A 17,078-nucleotide genomic window follows, 5' to 3' on the forward strand; every position below is an offset into this window, starting at 1 on the left:
TGAATATACCGATAACCGGCTTCAAGTGAAAAATTTTCACTCAATGCATAGTTTAATCCCAAATTCGCTCCCACAAATCCTCCGTCGATCGTTAAATCCGGTTGAGAGTATTTCGAATATCCTAGCAAAATTCCAAAATAAGGTTTCAGTGCGTAGCTACCGATCAGATAGTCGTATCCTGCCCCGTATAAATATCCTTTTGTGTCGTCCATAGAATCATTGCGTTGATAATAGATATTTGCACGCCCTCCTCTGCTGATGAAATACCCAATTTTCAACGTTTTGGAGTTGCGTGTCAGGTTTTGTTTTTCCATTAGTATAGGATTGGATACGGTTATATTGGAACGTGTTTTGTATCCGTCTATACCGATATACCACCCTTTTTCAGCGGCGAGTAATCCACTTGAGAATACTACTATTAAGAGTAACTTTTTCATATTTTTACTTTGTGTTGATTTTACTCACACCGCACTATAACTAGAAATTACGGTGCAGGTTGGGTTACGGTTGTGGCACTCAAGGTTATTGCCGATTGTGCTAAGAGTCTCCCCTCTATCGATGAGAGTCCACCCATTGTAATGGCAGTTTGACCTAAAACGACCCCTTTAAACTGTGTTCCTGCTCCGATAGTAACCGCTCCGGAGACTTGCCAAAAGATATTTTTTGCCAATGCACTTCCGCCTAAAATGACGTTTTTGTTGGCTGCCATGTCCAGTGTTCCCGCGACTTTTAGGATCCAGACGTCCGTAGCATTGCCGGTGAATGTAAGATCGGTAGGGATGGTAACCGCACTGCCCCATTCATAAACCCCCGGTGCGAGTGTTAAACTCGTCAGCGTACCGCTTCCGACGTTAGTGGTAGCCGCTGATGTAGCCGCGCGTCCGGCAGCATCGGTATAAGCCGCTTGCATATTGAGAACTGCGCTCGTAAGATCTGCTGTTGTTGTCCCCCCTACGAAGTCTGAAGCATACAGCTTGAAAGGTGCAACGACTTGTGTCGATGTCGCATAGGTGTCTGTAACATCATTGGTTTGAGACCATCCTGTCAAAGCACCTCGTGCTGCAGGACTTAACCCTATATTCCCCGTTACGACTGAATTTGGGATGGTGGAGATTGCTGTTTTAGCTAAAACAGCATAATTGATTGCAGTTCCGAGATTAACAGGATCGGGTCCAACGGCGACAGCCGTGCCGGTTGTAAAATTCCAAGTGTAATTGCTTGCCATCGTATTGGATGCTAAGTCCGTAATACCGGTGGTCAAAGTAGCGGTATAAACGGTACTCGAATTAAGATCACCGGTTGGATTAAAAATTGCCGTTGATCCGACATATGTTATCGTACCGACAACCGGAGTGACGCCGTCACTGAGAGTAAAGGTAGTGTTATTGAGGGAAGCCGGATCAATCGCCTCGTTAAAAGTAGCGGTGATATTACGATTGATTGGTATCGCAGTGGCATTACTATCAGGATAAGTGGCATTGACATCAGGAGGGATAATATCGGTGATTGCACCGGTGGTAAATGTCCAAACATAATCAGCGTTCATAGCTACCCCTGAACTGTTTTTGGCACCTTTGGTCACAGTCGCCGTATATAACGTTGATGCGTTTAAATCCACAGTCGGATCAAATGTAGCGGTTGTTCCTGAATAGGTAACGGTACCGGAAACCGGTGTAGCCCCCGGTCCTGTTAGAGTAAAGGTCGTGGTGCTTAGGGTTGTAGCATCCATAGTTGTACTAAATTGTGCAAGTACTTTGGTATTACGTGCTACCGAAATTGCTGTATCAAAAGGGGTGGTTGTCGTAACGGTCGGTGCTAAGGGACTCGATGGAGTTGCATCTCCGCTACTGCTGCATCCAACAAAAAAAGCAGCTAACATCGAGATACTTAACCAAAGTATCCGATTAGAGTATCGTTTAAAAACTTCCATAATATCACTCTCCTATAATTAAATATATCGCAATTTAATTTTAAATAACGATTGCTAGCAGTATGACTTATAGTTTTATATTATTGATTAAGATTAAATACTATTAATTATTCCAAGAATTAAACAAGGTCAAAGGGTTACAATGGGCAAATCTATAACATATATTAATTAAATGTGTTTTATTGGAGAAAAGTATGGTATCCGAAATTAAGGTTGATCTTTTACTACGACCCAGTATCCTAGTGGTCGATGACACTGCCGATAATCTTACTCTGATGAGTGCATTGTTAAACGATTCATACAAAATAATAGTAGCCAATAGCGGTGAAAAAGCGCTGCGATACCTTCACGGTGCTGCAAAACCAGACTTGATATTGCTTGATATTATGATGCCCGTAAAATCAGGATACGATGTGATTCGTGAGTTAAAAACGGATCCTAAAACTCGTGATATTCCTGTCATTTTTTTGACCGCAATGAGTGCCCCTGAAGATGAAAAAAAAGGGCTTGAACTCGGAGCGGTAGACTATATTACTAAGCCAATATCGCCGAGCATACTTATCACCAGAATCAAAACTCAGCTTCAGGTAAAAGCTGCCGCTGATTTTTTGAACGACAAAAATCTTTATCTCGAAACAGAGATCACCAAACGGACGCATGAAATATCGGCGATACAGGATGTTACGATTTTAGCGATGGCATCACTCGCAGAGACGCGGGATCTGGAGACGGGAAACCATATACGGCGTACACAGCATTACGTCAAAGTTCTTGCCGATAAGCTCAAAACTCATCCCAATTTCGGCTATTTTCTCTCAGAAACCATGATAGAGACTCTCTATAAATCGGCACCTCTGCATGACATCGGCAAAGTGGGAATACCCGATCGGATACTCCTCAAACCGGGTAAGTTGAGTGTAGACGAGTTTGAGATCATGAAAACCCATACCACATTGGGGCGCGATGCGATTAAACATGCGGAGAATCAACTGGGGCTTCAGGTGGAGTTTCTCCGTATCGCCAAAGAGATTGCCTACTACCATCAGGAAAAATACGACGGTAGCGGTTATCCTACCGGTGCGAGCGGCAATGACATCCCTATATCCGCTCGGTTAATGTCTCTTGCGGATGTCTATGATGCGCTCATCAGTCGACGCGTTTACAAAGAGCCGATTCCCCATGAAATAGCTATCAAAATTATTATCGAGGGGAGAGGAAAACATTTTGACCCCGATATTGTCGATGCTTTTTTAACCCTCCAAGACGAGTTTCAAACTATTGCGGCACGTTTTATGGACAGCGAATCGGATATTAAAACAAAAACAGATCAATTAAACGCTCTGCACAACACCAAAAATGAGGAAAAAACCGATGAATAAAGGGATGATTTTTTTAGAAAAAATGGAGTTAAACACAAAATTGCTTCTGGTTATGAGTGCCGGAATATTTTTGGCGATAGTGATCGGCATTCAAAGTATTTATACGATGAATCAACTCAGTAAGCTACAAAGCAATATGTACAATATGCATCTCGTCGGTATCACCCATCTCGAATCGGTAGCCGAGGGGGTGAATAATCTGGCACAAGGGCTTCGCCAAATGGTGCGCGCTACAAATACAACAGAATTGGATAATGCGCTCCATCTGCTCGCCTCTTCACAAAAAAAAGTAAAAGAAGAATCCCAAATAGCTCATCAGCACCTTCTGGGACATGAAGCAAAAGCAAAGATGTCCCACTTTGATATTTTGTTCGATGACTACGGTAAAAAGATTGATCATGCCATCCTTTTGCAATCTCAAAATAATGCAGAAGCGGCACAATACATTCAAAGTGATGAATTTAGAAAGGGTGCGGACGAGGCGAATGAGGTTGTTATAGAGATGATAAGGCTCAAAGAAGAGGATGCAAAATTGGCAATGGAGGAGAGTATCGCTATAACCAAAAATGCGCAAAGTGTCTCTTTGTGGTTATTGTTTTTTGGGCTAATCATCGGGATTTCATCAGGGGTTGCGGTATCCGTATCCATTCGTAGACCGTTAAGTGTATTGGGCAAAAGGATCAGAAATCTTGCCGAGGGAGAGCTTGAGGCCAAAATACCCTATATCGATTACAGAAATGAAATAGGACAAATGGCTTCGTCTGTACTGATTCTACAGCAAGGAGCCATGAATCTGAAACGGGAGTATTGGATAAAAGAGAAAATAGCATTAATCCATCACAGTGTACAGTCTGCAGAATCTTATGAAACATTTGCGGATGCGTTATCGAGTACCCTTGCTCCGATTATGAATCTTGTGTATGCGGCACTTTATATCATCGATGACGGCTCCACACTCAAACGCATCGGAGGCTACGGTGGTGAGGAAACCCCATCCATCCAAACGTTTGCACGCGGAGAGGGGCTTGTATCTCAAGCGCTCAAAGAGAAAAAAAGCATCACGGTTTCGCTTGGTGAACAAGAGTATTTTGAGGTCGCAACAGGTTTGGGAAAACTACAGATACGTACCCTCATGATCTCACCCATAAAGAATCACGATACAACGTTAGCGGTATTGGAAATCGCCTCACTCTCCTCTTTCGATGAAGTGCAAATCCTTTTTTATGAAGCTTTATTACCTATTATTGCGGAAAAATTTCAGATACTCATCGGAAATGTGGCTACTCGGACTTTGCTCAGTACGACTCAGGCGCAAGCGTTGGAATTGGCCGCTTCCACCTATCAGCTCCAATCCCGTCGAGATCAACTCGAAACTAGTAATGAACAATTAGGCGCTCAAGCCGCTCAACTCGAAGAACAGACCGAAGAGTTATTATCCCAAAAAGAGTCACTTCTCAAGCAACGCGATGAACTTGAATCAGCCAAAATCGTTGCCGAAGGGGCGACCAAAGCCAAAAGTAACTTTCTAGCCAACATGAGCCATGAAATCCGAACTCCCATGAATGCGATTATCGGTATGTCTCATCTGGCATTGCAAACCGATCTCAATCCCAAACAGCGCAACTATATTTTGAAAGTCGACTCATCCGCCAAAAATCTTCTCGGTATCATCAACGATATTCTCGATTTTTCCAAAATCGAAGCGGGGAAAATCGAATTTGAACATATCGATTTTTACCTCGAAGATGTGATGGATACTCTCGCCGATCTCACCGTCATCAAAGTACAGGAAAAAGGGCTGGAATTATTGTTTGACATCGGTACGGATCTGCCGACCGCCCTCATCGGTGATCCGTTTCGATTGGGGCAAGTCCTGAGTAATTTAGTCAATAATGCGATCAAATTTACGGAGAAAGGGGAAATCACCGTCGGTGTTCATAAAATATCCGATGAGACGGACGGTGTACGTATCCGTTTTGACATTACCGATACGGGGATCGGACTGAGTGAAGAACAACGTAGCAATCTATTCAAAGCCTTCACCCAAGCCGATACCTCTACAACTCGAAAATACGGCGGTACAGGGTTGGGTCTAACCATCAGCAAACGTCTGATAGAAATCATGGAAGGCTCCATCGGGATTGAGAGTCAGCTCGGAGCGGGAAGTACTTTTCACTTCACCGCCAAATTCGGTGTACAGCATGAACAGCGTACCCTCTCCCTCGATCCAAAAGATATTGAAGGATTGCGGATTTTGGTGGTCGATGACAATGCCAATGCAAGAGAAATCATCCTCACTATCCTCGAATCGTTCAAATTTGTTCCTACCGCGGTTAGCAGTGGTGAAAAGGCGATTCTTGAACTCGAAAACGCTCAACGCGATTATAAACCCTACGGTTTGGTTCTCATGGACTGGATGATGCCGGAAATGGATGGGATCGAAACCATTAAACGGATACGTGAAGATATAGGGCTGTCACATACTCCGGCGTTTGTCATGGTGACGGCATACAGTCGGGATGATTTACTCCAAAGAGCCGATGGTGTTCATCTCGATGGACTTCTGGTAAAACCGGTCAGCCCCTCAACTTTGCTCGATACAATCCTCAGTGCCCTCGGTAAAGAGGCTTTTCAGCGAACACGCAAGCAAGAAAAAGAGGTTAATGCCCAAGAGGCTATTCAATCGCTTCAAGGAGCTCACCTGTTGCTGGTCGAAGACAATGAAGTGAATATGGAATTGGCACTGGAACTGCTTCAAAATGCGGGAATAAAAGTGGATGTTGCTATCAATGGAGCCGAAGCGGTAGAAAAAGTAAAATACACCGATTATGACGGTGTTTTGATGGATTGTCAGATGCCGATTATGGATGGATTTGAAGCGACGCATCAAATTCGTCAAGACTCCCGATTTAAAGATCTCCCGATCCTCGCGATGACTGCTAATGCTATGGCGGGTGACAGAGAAAAATGTATCGAATGGGGGATGAATGATCATATCCCTAAACCGATCGACGTAACACAGTTATTTTTGACTTTGGCGCATTGGATTAAACCTGCAAATCCGAATGTTTTTGTGTTAGCATCGCATGATGAGGCTGAAACATTGCCTGATATTCCTGAATTGGAAGTCAATAATACTTTGATACGGATGGGAGGAAATATCAAACTGCTCCGAAAATTGATCGGACGCTTTAGTCAAACGCAAACCGATGCCGTCGTGCGGATCAATGAAGCGCTTGCATTCGATAATACAGAAAGTGCATTACGTGAAGTACATACGCTCAAAAGTTTAGCCGGAACCATAGGTGCTATATTGATCGCCGATAACGCGCAAATACTTGAAAACATGCTCAAAAACAATAGTACGGATGGGCGTGATGAGGCGATACATAATTTAGAAATTGACCTAATCAATCTTTTGTCGAGAATCAATACCGTCTACGGTACACAGGAAGAAATAGTCCATGACATCGAGAAGGAGCCTATATCAGTCGATAAAGATAAATTAGCCATTAAACTTCGCCATTTTAACGAGCAGCTTATAGGACTCGATTCCGATGCCGTGACGACACTTGCTGGACTTTATGATGAACTGAGCGGATTTGAAGAGATGAAAAAAATACAAAACTTTGTGGATGAATTTGAGTATGAAGATGCCCAAAAAGAGCTGCTGGTACTAGCGGATGCATTAGGAATTATGATTTAATCTCCCCCATAGAAAGCGGGAGAAATATTACCCTCGTTTTATTGGTAGAGATCGACTTCAATACGGCGATTTTCGGCGCGTCCTGCTTTGAGCATATTGCTCACGATCGGCATACTTTCGCCCTTCCCCACCGCATTTAGCCGTTCAGGTGCTATCCCCTGTGCAACTAATGCCTCTTTTACCTTTTCAGCCCGTTTTACTGAGACAATTTGGTTGTTTTCCGGTGTACCGATACTATCGGTGTGCCCCGTAATGGTCGCTTTGTAGAGAGGATTTTCATTCATAAATATGACAAATGCTCTGATTTCTGATGCTGCCGTTGAATCGATGTGATCGGAGTTAAAGACAAAATGATCATTAATGGTCGTTTTAACAGGCGGACACGCGATAGGTTCCGTTACCGTAGTGGTTTCGGTAGTTTTAATAGTTTCGAGCGATTTTTCGACTACAACGGCAGAAGCAGGGATAGCGATCGGTTCAGGTGCGGAGACCTCGATGCGCTCTTTTTCACCATTGCTACCGAAAGCAAACGTCAATCCTCCGACAAGAAGGAGATTATTATCCGAGCCTCCATCGTTATGTTTAAACATCTTTATCGCTTCTAGTTTCATCGAAATCGAATCTGTTACCTCAAATTTCAACCCCATCCCACCATCGGCAAAGAAGCCGTCATGATTTCCAAATGCGGTATTGCTCATCGATTCATATCCGCCACCGATTTTGAAAAACGGAGCTACCGATCCGGAATGATCGAATGTATAGACGCCGTTGAGTGCGGTACGAAATACCTCTGTACTGCCGCTGTCATATCTATAATCAGCATTGCTGTAAAAAACAGAGAGCTCAGGTTTAATCGCAAATTCCAATCCATTATATTGCATTTCTGCTCCGTAGGTATTGTAATCATCCAAATATTGACCGTCACTGGGGATGGTATACCCGCCTACTGCGCTGATTTCATAATTATGATCATTCGCACCCAGCAGTACTGCGGCAAGAAGTGCCGAGAAAGCTATTTTATACTTCATCTTGTATCCTTTTGTTCAAGGGTAATTCGATCCTGTGATCGAGTTACCTTGTAATGATAGGTTTGTTTGTGTTCGCAGTTTGAAGAGTTAGAAACGAAGATTTGCACCGATATACCACATTTTGAGTCTATCAGCTTCTACTTTAACGCCCAAAAGCGTATCACTGCCCGTTTCGATGAGATAACGATAACCTCCCTCTACTTCGATATTATTCATAATACGTACTATTGCTCCGGCTTGAGCACCGTAATGAAGTCCGCTAAGATCAAGTTTGATCCCGGCAGCTTCTTCTTCATAACGGGTATAACCTGCAACCGGTCCTGCATACACGAAAAATGCGTTGTCAATCATCGGTAAAATAAGATCAAAAGCCAAAGAGGCTCCATCACTGTGCTGTATGTTATGGGTCGGTTTAACATAGGTATACGAGAGTGATACTCTTCCATACTCGTCTATATATTGTCCCAACGTAGCCGTATAATGGGTATCGTCCACTTTTGATTCGTAATTTACCAGTTGAACTTGGCTTTTTAATTCAACATTACCGACGCTGACGCCGATGAAGGGAGCATTCTCAGCTCCCATCAGCCCGCCGGCAAGTAAGGTTGTTAAAAGTGCTTTTTTCATCATTAATCCTTAGATTTGGTATTTATTCAATCGTCATTTTATTGACAACGGTATTAACCCCATGAACATCTTCACACAGCTTTGTCACTAAATCTTTTTCAGCTTCATTGCGTGCTTTTCCGCTTAGGGTAACGACACCGTTATTGGTGGTAACACTGGTTCGTACTACGCCGGTTGAACGGTGCATCATCAATGTCATCTTAACCTGAGCCGTAATCGAAGCATCATCGATTTTTTCACCGATAGTGTCCGCTTTTGCCATGCTCATTTCATTGTTTACACTTTTTACCCCTTCGACATCTTTCGCGTATTCACTCGTAAGATCTTTTTGGGCTTGGTTGATTGCCTTACCTTTTAGGGTAACGATTCCGTCTTTTACACTAACGTCAGTATTGCTAGCGTTAACGTTAGCATGAAACGCTAAAGCCGTTTGAACTTTCATTTTTAGCCATGTATCGGACTTCTCATTTTTCAGGACAATCGTATTTTCTACACTTTTGACTCCGGGGAGTGCTTCAGCAACATCCTGAGCCATCGGTTTGTGTGATTCATCCAACACATTCCCTGATAAGGTAACCACCCCCTCTTTGGAGGTTATTTTGATATTTTCATCCGATAAATAGGTTTTATAGACGTAACTTTTTTTAAAGGATGATTCAATCCGATCATCTGTATCGGATGCGAATAAAGGGAGAGCGGTGGAGATTAAAACCGCTGCAACCATCGCCGTATTCATAACGTTAGTGCGTTTAAACGATTTCATTTTTTTACACTTTGCTCAGAATGAGACGAAGCTTTGAGTGCTGAATCTTTTTTGTGATCGCTTCCGGCATTTTCAGCGTGACTATCTTTTTTGAGACCGATTTTGTCTTCTTTTTCTTCATTCATTTTAGGATCTTTAGCTGGAATAACGGGTGCTTTTTCATCTTTTTTAAACGAGTTCATAATAGTTCCTTTTGTTGTTGTCTATGGCCGGCACAGTGTGCATTCTAATCAATTCTTTCATAGGACTTACGGGTGTTAAGAGGCCTAAGCAGTGATTACTTTTTTTTGAATTTATCGGCGGTATCTTTTAGCGCGGTTCCTAAGGTTGCCCATGCGCTTTCGATCCCCTCTTTGAGGTGTTCCCACGCATCTTCACCAGCATTATCAAGCTCTTTTAGCTTTTCTTTAGTCGTATCAATCATCTGCTGAAGATCATCCAACTGTTCATTGTATTTAACACGAACATCGGCTGCGGAATTTTTCGCTTCGGCTTTAAACTCGATGAGTTTTGCTTGAGCTAATCCCAACTCCGCATTTAACTTTTGTTTATAGGCTTCTTTTGTACTCATAATAGTTCCTTTTTGAATGACTATTCGAACATGTCAAAGGTTAGTCTCTTTTCATGCCGAACAGTAGTATAAAACTGCCGAATATGACAGTACCTGCTCCGGCCCAATAGGGGATATTGATCATGTTCTCTTCTTTGATCGTTAATTCTATCGGTCCCATTTTGGTCTCTTTAGTCTCTTTGGTATAACTGAATTTTCCATACACCAATCCAAGCACGCCTGCTATGATCAAAATGATCCCTGCAGTTTTAAATATGTTCATTCTTTCTCCATGGTATAAAAGGTTGAAATCTCCACAAGGTCAAGCTCGACAGGAAAAACCTTTTAAATTTAAAATCAGAACTGTATTCCCCAATTATTGTAATTGTGTGTGTCCCACAAGGTTTTATAATCTACGTCCCTGTATGACACGAATTAGAATCACCACAACGGCAATAACTAAAAGAATATGGATAAATCCACCCATGGTATACGAGGTGACGAAGCCAAGTATCCAGAGGACAATAAGAACGAGTGCAAGTGTTTCGAGCATTTTTTCTTCTTTGCCATAGTAGGCGTGTCGTAAGGAATACAGACCAGTGTCTGCGGCTCTAAAATTACGCGTCACTTCATGACGTTATGCTGTTTAGTCATACGTAAATAAACTAAATAACATATTTGCCGTTATAGTACACCCGGCCTACTTCGCCGAATATAAAGATTATAGTCTAATATTTAATAACTCGATTAGTTATATATTGTAGATATTAAAAAATTTATATAGTTCTGATGTCGCGTTTTATTGTGTTTTAATTCAGATAAACTTATTTTAGTGAGAAATCACAATACTAAACATGAGGAAACATTATGAATGAATTAAAAATGATAGCAGCAGTTATTATTGCGATGACGGCTCTCATCGGTTGTAGTTCAAAATCTCCCACTACAGGTGATTTTATGCGTATGCACGCGGCGGATGAAAAAGCAACAGGTGTTGATCAAAAACAGTTGGCCAAAAATTGGGACCACGGGTCTGAACTAAAAAAATCGGGTGAGAAATTGGTTAAACACGGTGAAGAGCTTGTGAAATCGGGCGATAAAGATATGATGACCGGTAAAAATGAGATCGAACAAGGTAACAAAGACATCATTGAGGGGACGAAACTCGCACAAGAGAGCGAACGGATGTTTCATGAAAAATATCCTGAATTGAAACTCGACCTTAAATAGATAGTTTGAAGTACAATGTTGTATCACTTTCATCTTCTATCATCTGGAATTGTGATACACTCTATTTGTACTCCAAATAGTTGATCTACCTATTCGATAAATATTAATTATATTATATAAGTGAGAGTACATCATGTCTAAACACCGATCTACCCATACAAATGAAAATCCGAAGCTACTTTTGCCGCAAGAGGAAAGTGATACACATGAGACTCATTTTCTTGTTGTCGGTGTAGGTGCATCGGCGGGTGGGCTTGCCGCATTCGAGGCCTTTTTTTCAGGGCTACCTGCGAATACGAATCCGGATATGGCATTTGTTTTACTACAGCATCTCGCTCCGGAACATACGAGTATTCTCACCGACATCATCCGTAAATACACCAAGATGAAAGTATTTGAAGTGAGTGACGGTATACGGGTAGAACGAAACTGCGTTTATGTGATCCCCCCCGGATTTGATATGGCTTATCTAAACGGGACGCTTCAGTTGCTGGAGCCTACGGAAGAACACGGTAAACATTTACCGATCGATTTTTTCTTTCAGACATTGGCTCAAGATCAACATGAACACTCTATCGGCGTTATCCTCTCGGGTACTGGGACTGATGGAACACAAGGGATGCAAGCGATTAAGGATGCCGGCGGAATCGTACTCGTCCAAGCTCCTGAAACAACCGAGTATACCGGGATGTTAGAGAGTGCGATCGCGACGGGTCTTGTCGATTTCATACTGTCTCCCGAAGAGATGATGCAACAACTCATACTCCTCTCCGGTGATATAGATAACAGTGAGAACACATTAATCAGCGCATCCAAAAATGTGATGAATAAAATATTTGTTTTACTTCGTGCCAAGAGCGGACATGATTTTTCCCAATACAAACCCAATACGATTTACCGACGTATTGAGAGACGAATGGGTCTTATTGGAATCGAAGTGATCAGTGAGTATGTCAAATTTTTACAACAAAATTCGGACGAGTTGGATGCCCTGTTTCATGATTTGCTCATAGGCGTTACCAGCTTTTTTCGTGATACTGAGGCATTTTTAGCCCTTAAAGAGAAAGTGATTCCCGATCTTTTTGCCCTCAAACCGCAAGGGAGTCTCATTCGCATCTGGACAGCGGGATGTTCTACCGGTGAAGAGGCGTATTCGATAGCGATTCTCATCCGTGAATACATGGAAGAGCACAAACTTAATTATTCGGTTCAACTCTTTGCGACCGATATTGATTCGCATGCTATAGCCGTTGCCCGTGCCGGTCTCTATCCTCTGGGTATCACTGCGAGTATCTCTCCTCAAAGATTGGAGCATTTTTTTACCCTTGAAGCCGACGGTAGTGGGTATAGAATCCATAAAAACATACGAGATATGCTGATTTTTTCCGAGCAAAATATCATCAAAGACCCTCCGTTTTCTAAAATCGACCTTATCAGCTGCCGAAATCTCATGATCTATTTGGGTGCTCCGTTGCAAAAACGGCTCATCCCCCTCTTCCACTACGCCCTCAACCCGGAAGGAACACTCTTTTTGGGCTCATCAGAGAGCATCGGGGAATTCAATGATTTTTTTAGTGTCGTGGATCAAAAATCCAAACTATTTAAACGCAAAGAGACCCCATACGATACCGCAAAAACAATCGGACGTATTGTCCCGACCACCAAATCGATACGCTCACAATCGGTACAAAACAGTGACAAAATGAATCCTTTAGTGAAATTGCCTCTGCGTGAGATAACGGAACAAGCCATATTGAAACAGCTCAATATGAGTGCGATACTGGTCAATGCCCAAGGAGACATTCTCTATCTGCATGGTAAAACAGGAACCTATTTAGAACTTCCCTCCGGTGAGATGGGAATCAATAATGTCTTAAAAATGGCAAGAGATACTCTTCGGCGCGAGCTCACCATGGCATTGCAAAAAGCGATCGTGAAAAAAGAGACGGTTCGACGATCGGGATTGAACATTGAACAAAACGGGTATTCAAAAACGGTTGATTTGAGCGTACGGCCTGTTTCCTCTGCCGTATCCATCGATTCGCCTTTGTACCTTATTAGTATTGAAGAGACCAATAACGATACAAAAACTAATAATGCTTCGATAACAGGGACAAAAGAGTCTGATCCTATCGGACATATTGCTTCGCTCCAGCAAGAGTTACAAGCTCAAGAAGAGTATCTCCAAGCTGCAAACGATAAACTCGAATCGACTATTGAGGCGTTACAATCGTCTAATGAAGAGATGCAATCACTAAATGAAGAGCTACAATCGACCAACGAAGAGCTTGAAACGTCCAAAGAAGAGCTACAATCGATGAATGAAGAGTTATCCACCGTCAATGCCGAGCTTCAGACCAAAGTTAGTGATCTATCGCGTGTCAATAATGATATGAATAACCTCCTCTCCGGTACAGGAATCGGAACGGTCTTTGTTGATATTAATCTCAATATTCTCCGCTATACCCGTGATATAACTCGAATCATAAACCTGATAGCCAGCGATGTCGGACGACCGATCGGACATGTTGTATCGAATCTTCGGGGATACGATCGGCTGGTCGAGGATATTCATCATGTCTTAGATACCCTGATTCCTCAAGAGATAGAGGTTCAGACAATCGAAGGGCTATGGTATACGATGCGGATTCAGCCTTATCGAACGTTGAACAATGTTATCGAAGGCGCTGTCATCTCTTTTGTTGATATAACTGAGACCGTTCAAATACGAGAAGCCCTCCGTAAAGCGAATGAGATGCTTAAGTGCACAGTAAATGATGTACAATGATAGCGAAAAGCGACCCCTACTTTGAGCAAAATATATTGAAGAGTTCGAGTCGAATGCTTCGCCGAAAAGCTGAAGAAGCAGCGGCACGCAACCCTAAAAGTCTCGAAATATTATCTGTTGATGAGACGCATCGTCTCATCCATGAACTGCAAGTTCATCAGATCGAATTAGAGATGCAAAATGAACAATTGCACCTTACCCAAGTCGAGCTTGACCGTGAACGAAATCGATACATCGATCTCTATAATCTAGCACCGGTCGGGTATTGTACTCTCAACATGCAAGGGAAGATTCTACAAGCAAATTTAACGGCACTAAACCTCTTTGGAAAAAGTCAAAGCGATCTAATCAACCAATCTATTACCCAATTTATCCTCCATGAAGATCAGGATATTTATTACCTGTGTCAAAAACAATCCGATGATTTCGGTGAATCACGTTTTTGTGAATTACGAATGATCGGTAAAAACGATAAACCGTTTTGGGCGCACTTGGAAACCCGTGACGGGCATAACCCTGACAATATATATGAGTCTCATCTAATCATCAGTGATATTACAAAATATACGATGGTCAAGGAAAAATTAAAACTCAATGAGCAGATTATGCTGGCTCAGGCGCAAAAAGCGGCTATGGGAGATCTCATATCGATGATAGCCCATCAATGGCGACAACCGCTGAACAATCTGGCGCTTATAAACCAAGATATGTACATAAAATTAGAATTGGGTAAATTAGATGATAAAAGCATTTATGAATCCCACGAAAAAGTTGATCAAATTTTGCAGTTTATGTCCAAAACCATCGATGATTTTAGAAATTTTTTCTCTCCCGACCAACCAAAAGAATGGGTTACGATAGAGGAAGTCATCGAATGTACGCTCAAAATTATCGGACAATGCTATGTGACGACCAACATTGCGATCAATATTCACAACAACAGCCAAAGCACCTTACTGATTCATAAAAACTCGTTAGTCCAAGTATTTCTGAATATTTTAGAAAATGCCAAACATACTTTGGAAACGGAGAACGTCAAACCGGCAATCATCACCGTTATTATCGAGGAAACCGTCTCTTCCATCATCACCACAATACGGGATAACGGCGGCGGGATTCCGGAAGCCATTATCGATAAAATAGCTCAGCCTTATTTTACGACTAAAGGGCTTATGGGGACGGGGCTCGGCTTATATATTTCGCAAACCATTATCGAAAAATATTTTTCAGGAAGTTTTACATGGTTCAATAAAAACCAAGGGGCTTGCTTCGTGATTACGCTGGACAAACATCATGTCTAATATTCGTCAGCGTGCGGAAGAGATAGCACACAAAAACGGTACAGATGAGTTACAAAATTTTGAGAATCTCTCATCAGCAGAAATAAAAAAAATGGTACATGAACTACATCTCCATCAAATCGAGCTGGAGTTGCAAAATGAAGAGCTACAGCGGGTACAACGTGAATTGGAAGAGGAGCGAAAACGGTATTTCGATCTTTATGAGTTCGCCCCTATCGGGTATTGTACTCTGAATGAACATGGTGTTATCGTGCAAACCAATCTTACCGCTGCTTTGATGCTGGATCATCATCAATCAGCCTTACTACAACAGTCGTTTTCGACATTTATCATCCATGAAGATCAAGACATCTATTACCTCTATTCAAAACAACTCCTCCAGAGCGGATCAAACCCGATTTGCGAATTGCGGATGTTTAAATCAGATCAGACACTGTTTTGGACTAATCTAACGACAACGATAGTTCGAGATTCGAACAATATACCCCAATGGAGAGTTGTCATAAGTGATATTAGCGAGCGGAAAAAATATGAGATTCAGCTACAGCATATAGCTCAATACGACCCTTTGACATCACTGCCTAATCGTATCCTATTAGCTGATCGCCTCCATCAAGCTATGGCGCAGACCAACCGTCATAAACAACCTTTTGCCGTGCTCTACCTTGACTTAGACGGCTTCAAAAATGTGAATGATACGTACGGACATGAAGCAGGAGATCAACTTTTGGTTGCACTCGCTACCAATATGAAACGTTCACTCCGTGAGGTTGATACGATTGCTAGGATCGGTGGCGATGAATTTGTCATATTACTGCTCAACTTAAATGATATTCAAGCGTGTGTTCCTATGCTCAATCGATTGCTAGAGAGTACACAAAAACCTGTTTTGATCGACAATCAAATGGTTAAAGTTTCTGCGAGTCTTGGGATTACCTTTTATCCGCAAATTATTAATGTGGATGCTGATCAGTTACTTGCTCAGGCTGATTATGCGATGTATCAAGCAAAATCAGCCGGAAAAAATCGCTATTATGTTTTTGTTCCTGAAGAAAATGAAAGTATTCGAAGTAATTAATCAATAGAATCAATCGGGGATTAGCCCGAGTAATTCTTGCTTTATGGAGTAGGAAGAATAATAGTATTGGCATTTAAAGTAACAGCGGTTTGGGCTAATGTACGCCCTTCCAATGTTGCACCTGTATTGAGGGAAATTAAGGTTTGACTCAAAATATTACCTTTGAATTGAACGGTTGTTCCAAGCGCTGTTTGCCCTGAGACTTGCCAGAAAACATTTTTAGCCTTTGCCCCTCCGGTCAGCGTAATGATTGCACCGTTACTCACAGTCAAATCTTGTGCGATCTGAAAGATCCATACATCATTGGCTCCACCGGAGAGGGTAACCCCTGCACCGCTAATGAGAAGACCGGTTCCCCATTTATAGAGACCGGGAGCGAGAGTCATGCCGCTGATATTTCCGGCACCTAGTTCTGTAGCAGTAGGATTTGTACGTCCTGCCGCATCGGTGAACGCTATTTCCATATCACTAATAGCAGTGGTCATATACGCAGGAGTAGGAGCTGCAAAATTAGCCGCATACAACTTTCCGGTTACCTGATCGGCTGTTGCATAGGTACCAGCAAGGGTATAATTAGAAAAACCTGTAAATGCAGTTGCATCGATAGGACTGACACCGATGTCTCCGGTAATACTTGTTGCACCGGTAGTTGAAATGCCCGATTTACTAAGAAGGACAAAATTGCCTGCTGTTCCGAG

16 protein-coding genes are annotated in these 17,078 nt (G+C 42.3%); 6 read left to right on the forward strand and 10 right to left on the reverse strand.

Annotation, left to right across the window (positions count from 1 at the left end; translation table 11 throughout):
• Window positions 1–437: hypothetical protein (locus VFW36_RS03435; RefSeq protein ID WP_329657412.1), on the reverse strand; the 437-nt coding region annotated here is incomplete at its 3' end.
• A 47-nt stretch (window positions 438–484) separates the two neighbouring features.
• A complete protein-coding gene (locus VFW36_RS03440; protein WP_329657413.1) occupies window positions 485–1,930 on the reverse strand; it encodes an ice-binding family protein in 1,446 nt (481 codons plus the stop codon).
• A 194-nt stretch (window positions 1,931–2,124) separates the two neighbouring features.
• On the opposite strand from VFW36_RS03440, the gene VFW36_RS03445 reads away from it, so the two are divergent.
• Together VFW36_RS03445 and VFW36_RS03450 are read left to right on the forward strand one after the other, a co-directional pair.
• Window positions 2,125–3,309: a two-component system response regulator gene (locus VFW36_RS03445; protein ID WP_329657414.1), complete on the forward strand. Its 1,185-nt coding sequence runs from the start codon at window positions 2,125–2,127 to the stop codon at window positions 3,307–3,309.
• A complete protein-coding gene (locus VFW36_RS03450) occupies window positions 3,302–7,015 on the forward strand; it encodes a response regulator (RefSeq protein WP_329657415.1) in 3,714 nt (1,237 codons plus the stop codon). Before VFW36_RS03445 ends, VFW36_RS03450 begins: the two co-directional genes overlap by 8 nt.
• A 38-nt stretch (window positions 7,016–7,053) precedes the next feature.
• Here the strand turns inward: VFW36_RS03450 and VFW36_RS03455 are convergent, their stop codons facing one another.
• The 7 genes from VFW36_RS03455 to VFW36_RS03485 all read right to left on the reverse strand — a co-directional run bounded on the left by VFW36_RS03455 (window position 7,054) and on the right by VFW36_RS03485 (window position 10,536).
• Window positions 7,054–8,043 carry an OmpA family protein gene (locus tag VFW36_RS03455; protein ID WP_329657416.1) on the reverse strand — a complete coding sequence of 330 codons (990 nt, stop codon included), beginning with the start codon at window positions 8,041–8,043 and terminating at the stop codon, window positions 7,054–7,056.
• A gap of 87 nt (window positions 8,044–8,130) precedes the next feature.
• Window positions 8,131–8,670 carry an outer membrane beta-barrel protein gene (locus VFW36_RS03460; protein WP_329657417.1) on the reverse strand — a complete coding sequence of 180 codons (540 nt, stop codon included), beginning with the start codon at window positions 8,668–8,670 and terminating at the stop codon, window positions 8,131–8,133.
• Window positions 8,671–8,692: 22 nt separating this feature from the next.
• A complete protein-coding gene (locus VFW36_RS03465) occupies window positions 8,693–9,433 on the reverse strand; it encodes a BON domain-containing protein (protein WP_329657418.1) in 741 nt (246 codons plus the stop codon).
• A complete protein-coding gene (locus VFW36_RS03470; RefSeq protein ID WP_329657419.1) occupies window positions 9,430–9,615 on the reverse strand; it encodes a hypothetical protein in 186 nt (61 codons plus the stop codon). The genes VFW36_RS03465 and VFW36_RS03470 overlap by 4 nt, the downstream gene beginning before the upstream one ends.
• A 95-nt stretch (window positions 9,616–9,710) precedes the next feature.
• Window positions 9,711–10,004, reverse strand: a complete 294-nt coding sequence (locus tag VFW36_RS03475) for a hypothetical protein (RefSeq protein WP_329657420.1) — start codon at window positions 10,002–10,004, stop codon at window positions 9,711–9,713.
• Window positions 10,005–10,044: 40 nt separating this feature from the next.
• Entirely contained in the window at window positions 10,045–10,266 is a 222-nt protein-coding gene (locus VFW36_RS03480) for a hypothetical protein (protein ID WP_329657421.1), read from the reverse strand.
• Between the two features lie 123 nt (window positions 10,267–10,389).
• The gene (locus VFW36_RS03485) at window positions 10,390–10,536 is read right to left on the reverse strand and encodes a lmo0937 family membrane protein (protein ID WP_329657422.1); all 147 of its coding nucleotides are present in this window, start codon (window positions 10,534–10,536) and stop codon (window positions 10,390–10,392) included.
• A gap of 314 nt (window positions 10,537–10,850) precedes the next feature.
• Between VFW36_RS03485 and VFW36_RS03490 the strand changes: the two genes are divergently transcribed.
• The 4 genes from VFW36_RS03490 to VFW36_RS03505 all read left to right on the forward strand — a co-directional run bounded on the left by VFW36_RS03490 (window position 10,851) and on the right by VFW36_RS03505 (window position 16,380).
• Complete coding sequence (locus VFW36_RS03490) at window positions 10,851–11,213, forward strand: hypothetical protein (RefSeq protein WP_329657423.1); 363 nt, start codon at window positions 10,851–10,853, stop codon at window positions 11,211–11,213.
• A 133-nt stretch (window positions 11,214–11,346) separates the two neighbouring features.
• Window positions 11,347–14,001: a CheR family methyltransferase gene (locus tag VFW36_RS03495; RefSeq protein WP_329657424.1), complete on the forward strand. Its 2,655-nt coding sequence runs from the start codon at window positions 11,347–11,349 to the stop codon at window positions 13,999–14,001.
• Entirely contained in the window at window positions 13,998–15,302 is a 1,305-nt protein-coding gene (locus VFW36_RS03500; RefSeq protein ID WP_329657425.1) for a PAS domain-containing sensor histidine kinase, read from the forward strand. Before VFW36_RS03495 ends, VFW36_RS03500 begins: the two co-directional genes overlap by 4 nt.
• Window positions 15,295–16,380, forward strand: coding sequence for a sensor domain-containing diguanylate cyclase (locus VFW36_RS03505; protein ID WP_329657426.1), 1,086 nt, complete (start codon window positions 15,295–15,297; stop codon window positions 16,378–16,380). The genes VFW36_RS03500 and VFW36_RS03505 overlap by 8 nt, the downstream gene beginning before the upstream one ends.
• A 41-nt stretch (window positions 16,381–16,421) precedes the next feature.
• Here the strand turns inward: VFW36_RS03505 and VFW36_RS03510 are convergent.
• Window positions 16,422–17,078, reverse strand: a 657-nt coding sequence (locus VFW36_RS03510; protein ID WP_329657427.1) for an ice-binding family protein, incomplete at its 5' end; no start/stop codon positions are given.

The sequence above is a fragment of the Sulfuricurvum sp. genome, assembly GCF_036279695.1.
Taxonomy (GTDB): domain Bacteria; phylum Campylobacterota; class Campylobacteria; order Campylobacterales; family Sulfurimonadaceae; genus Sulfuricurvum.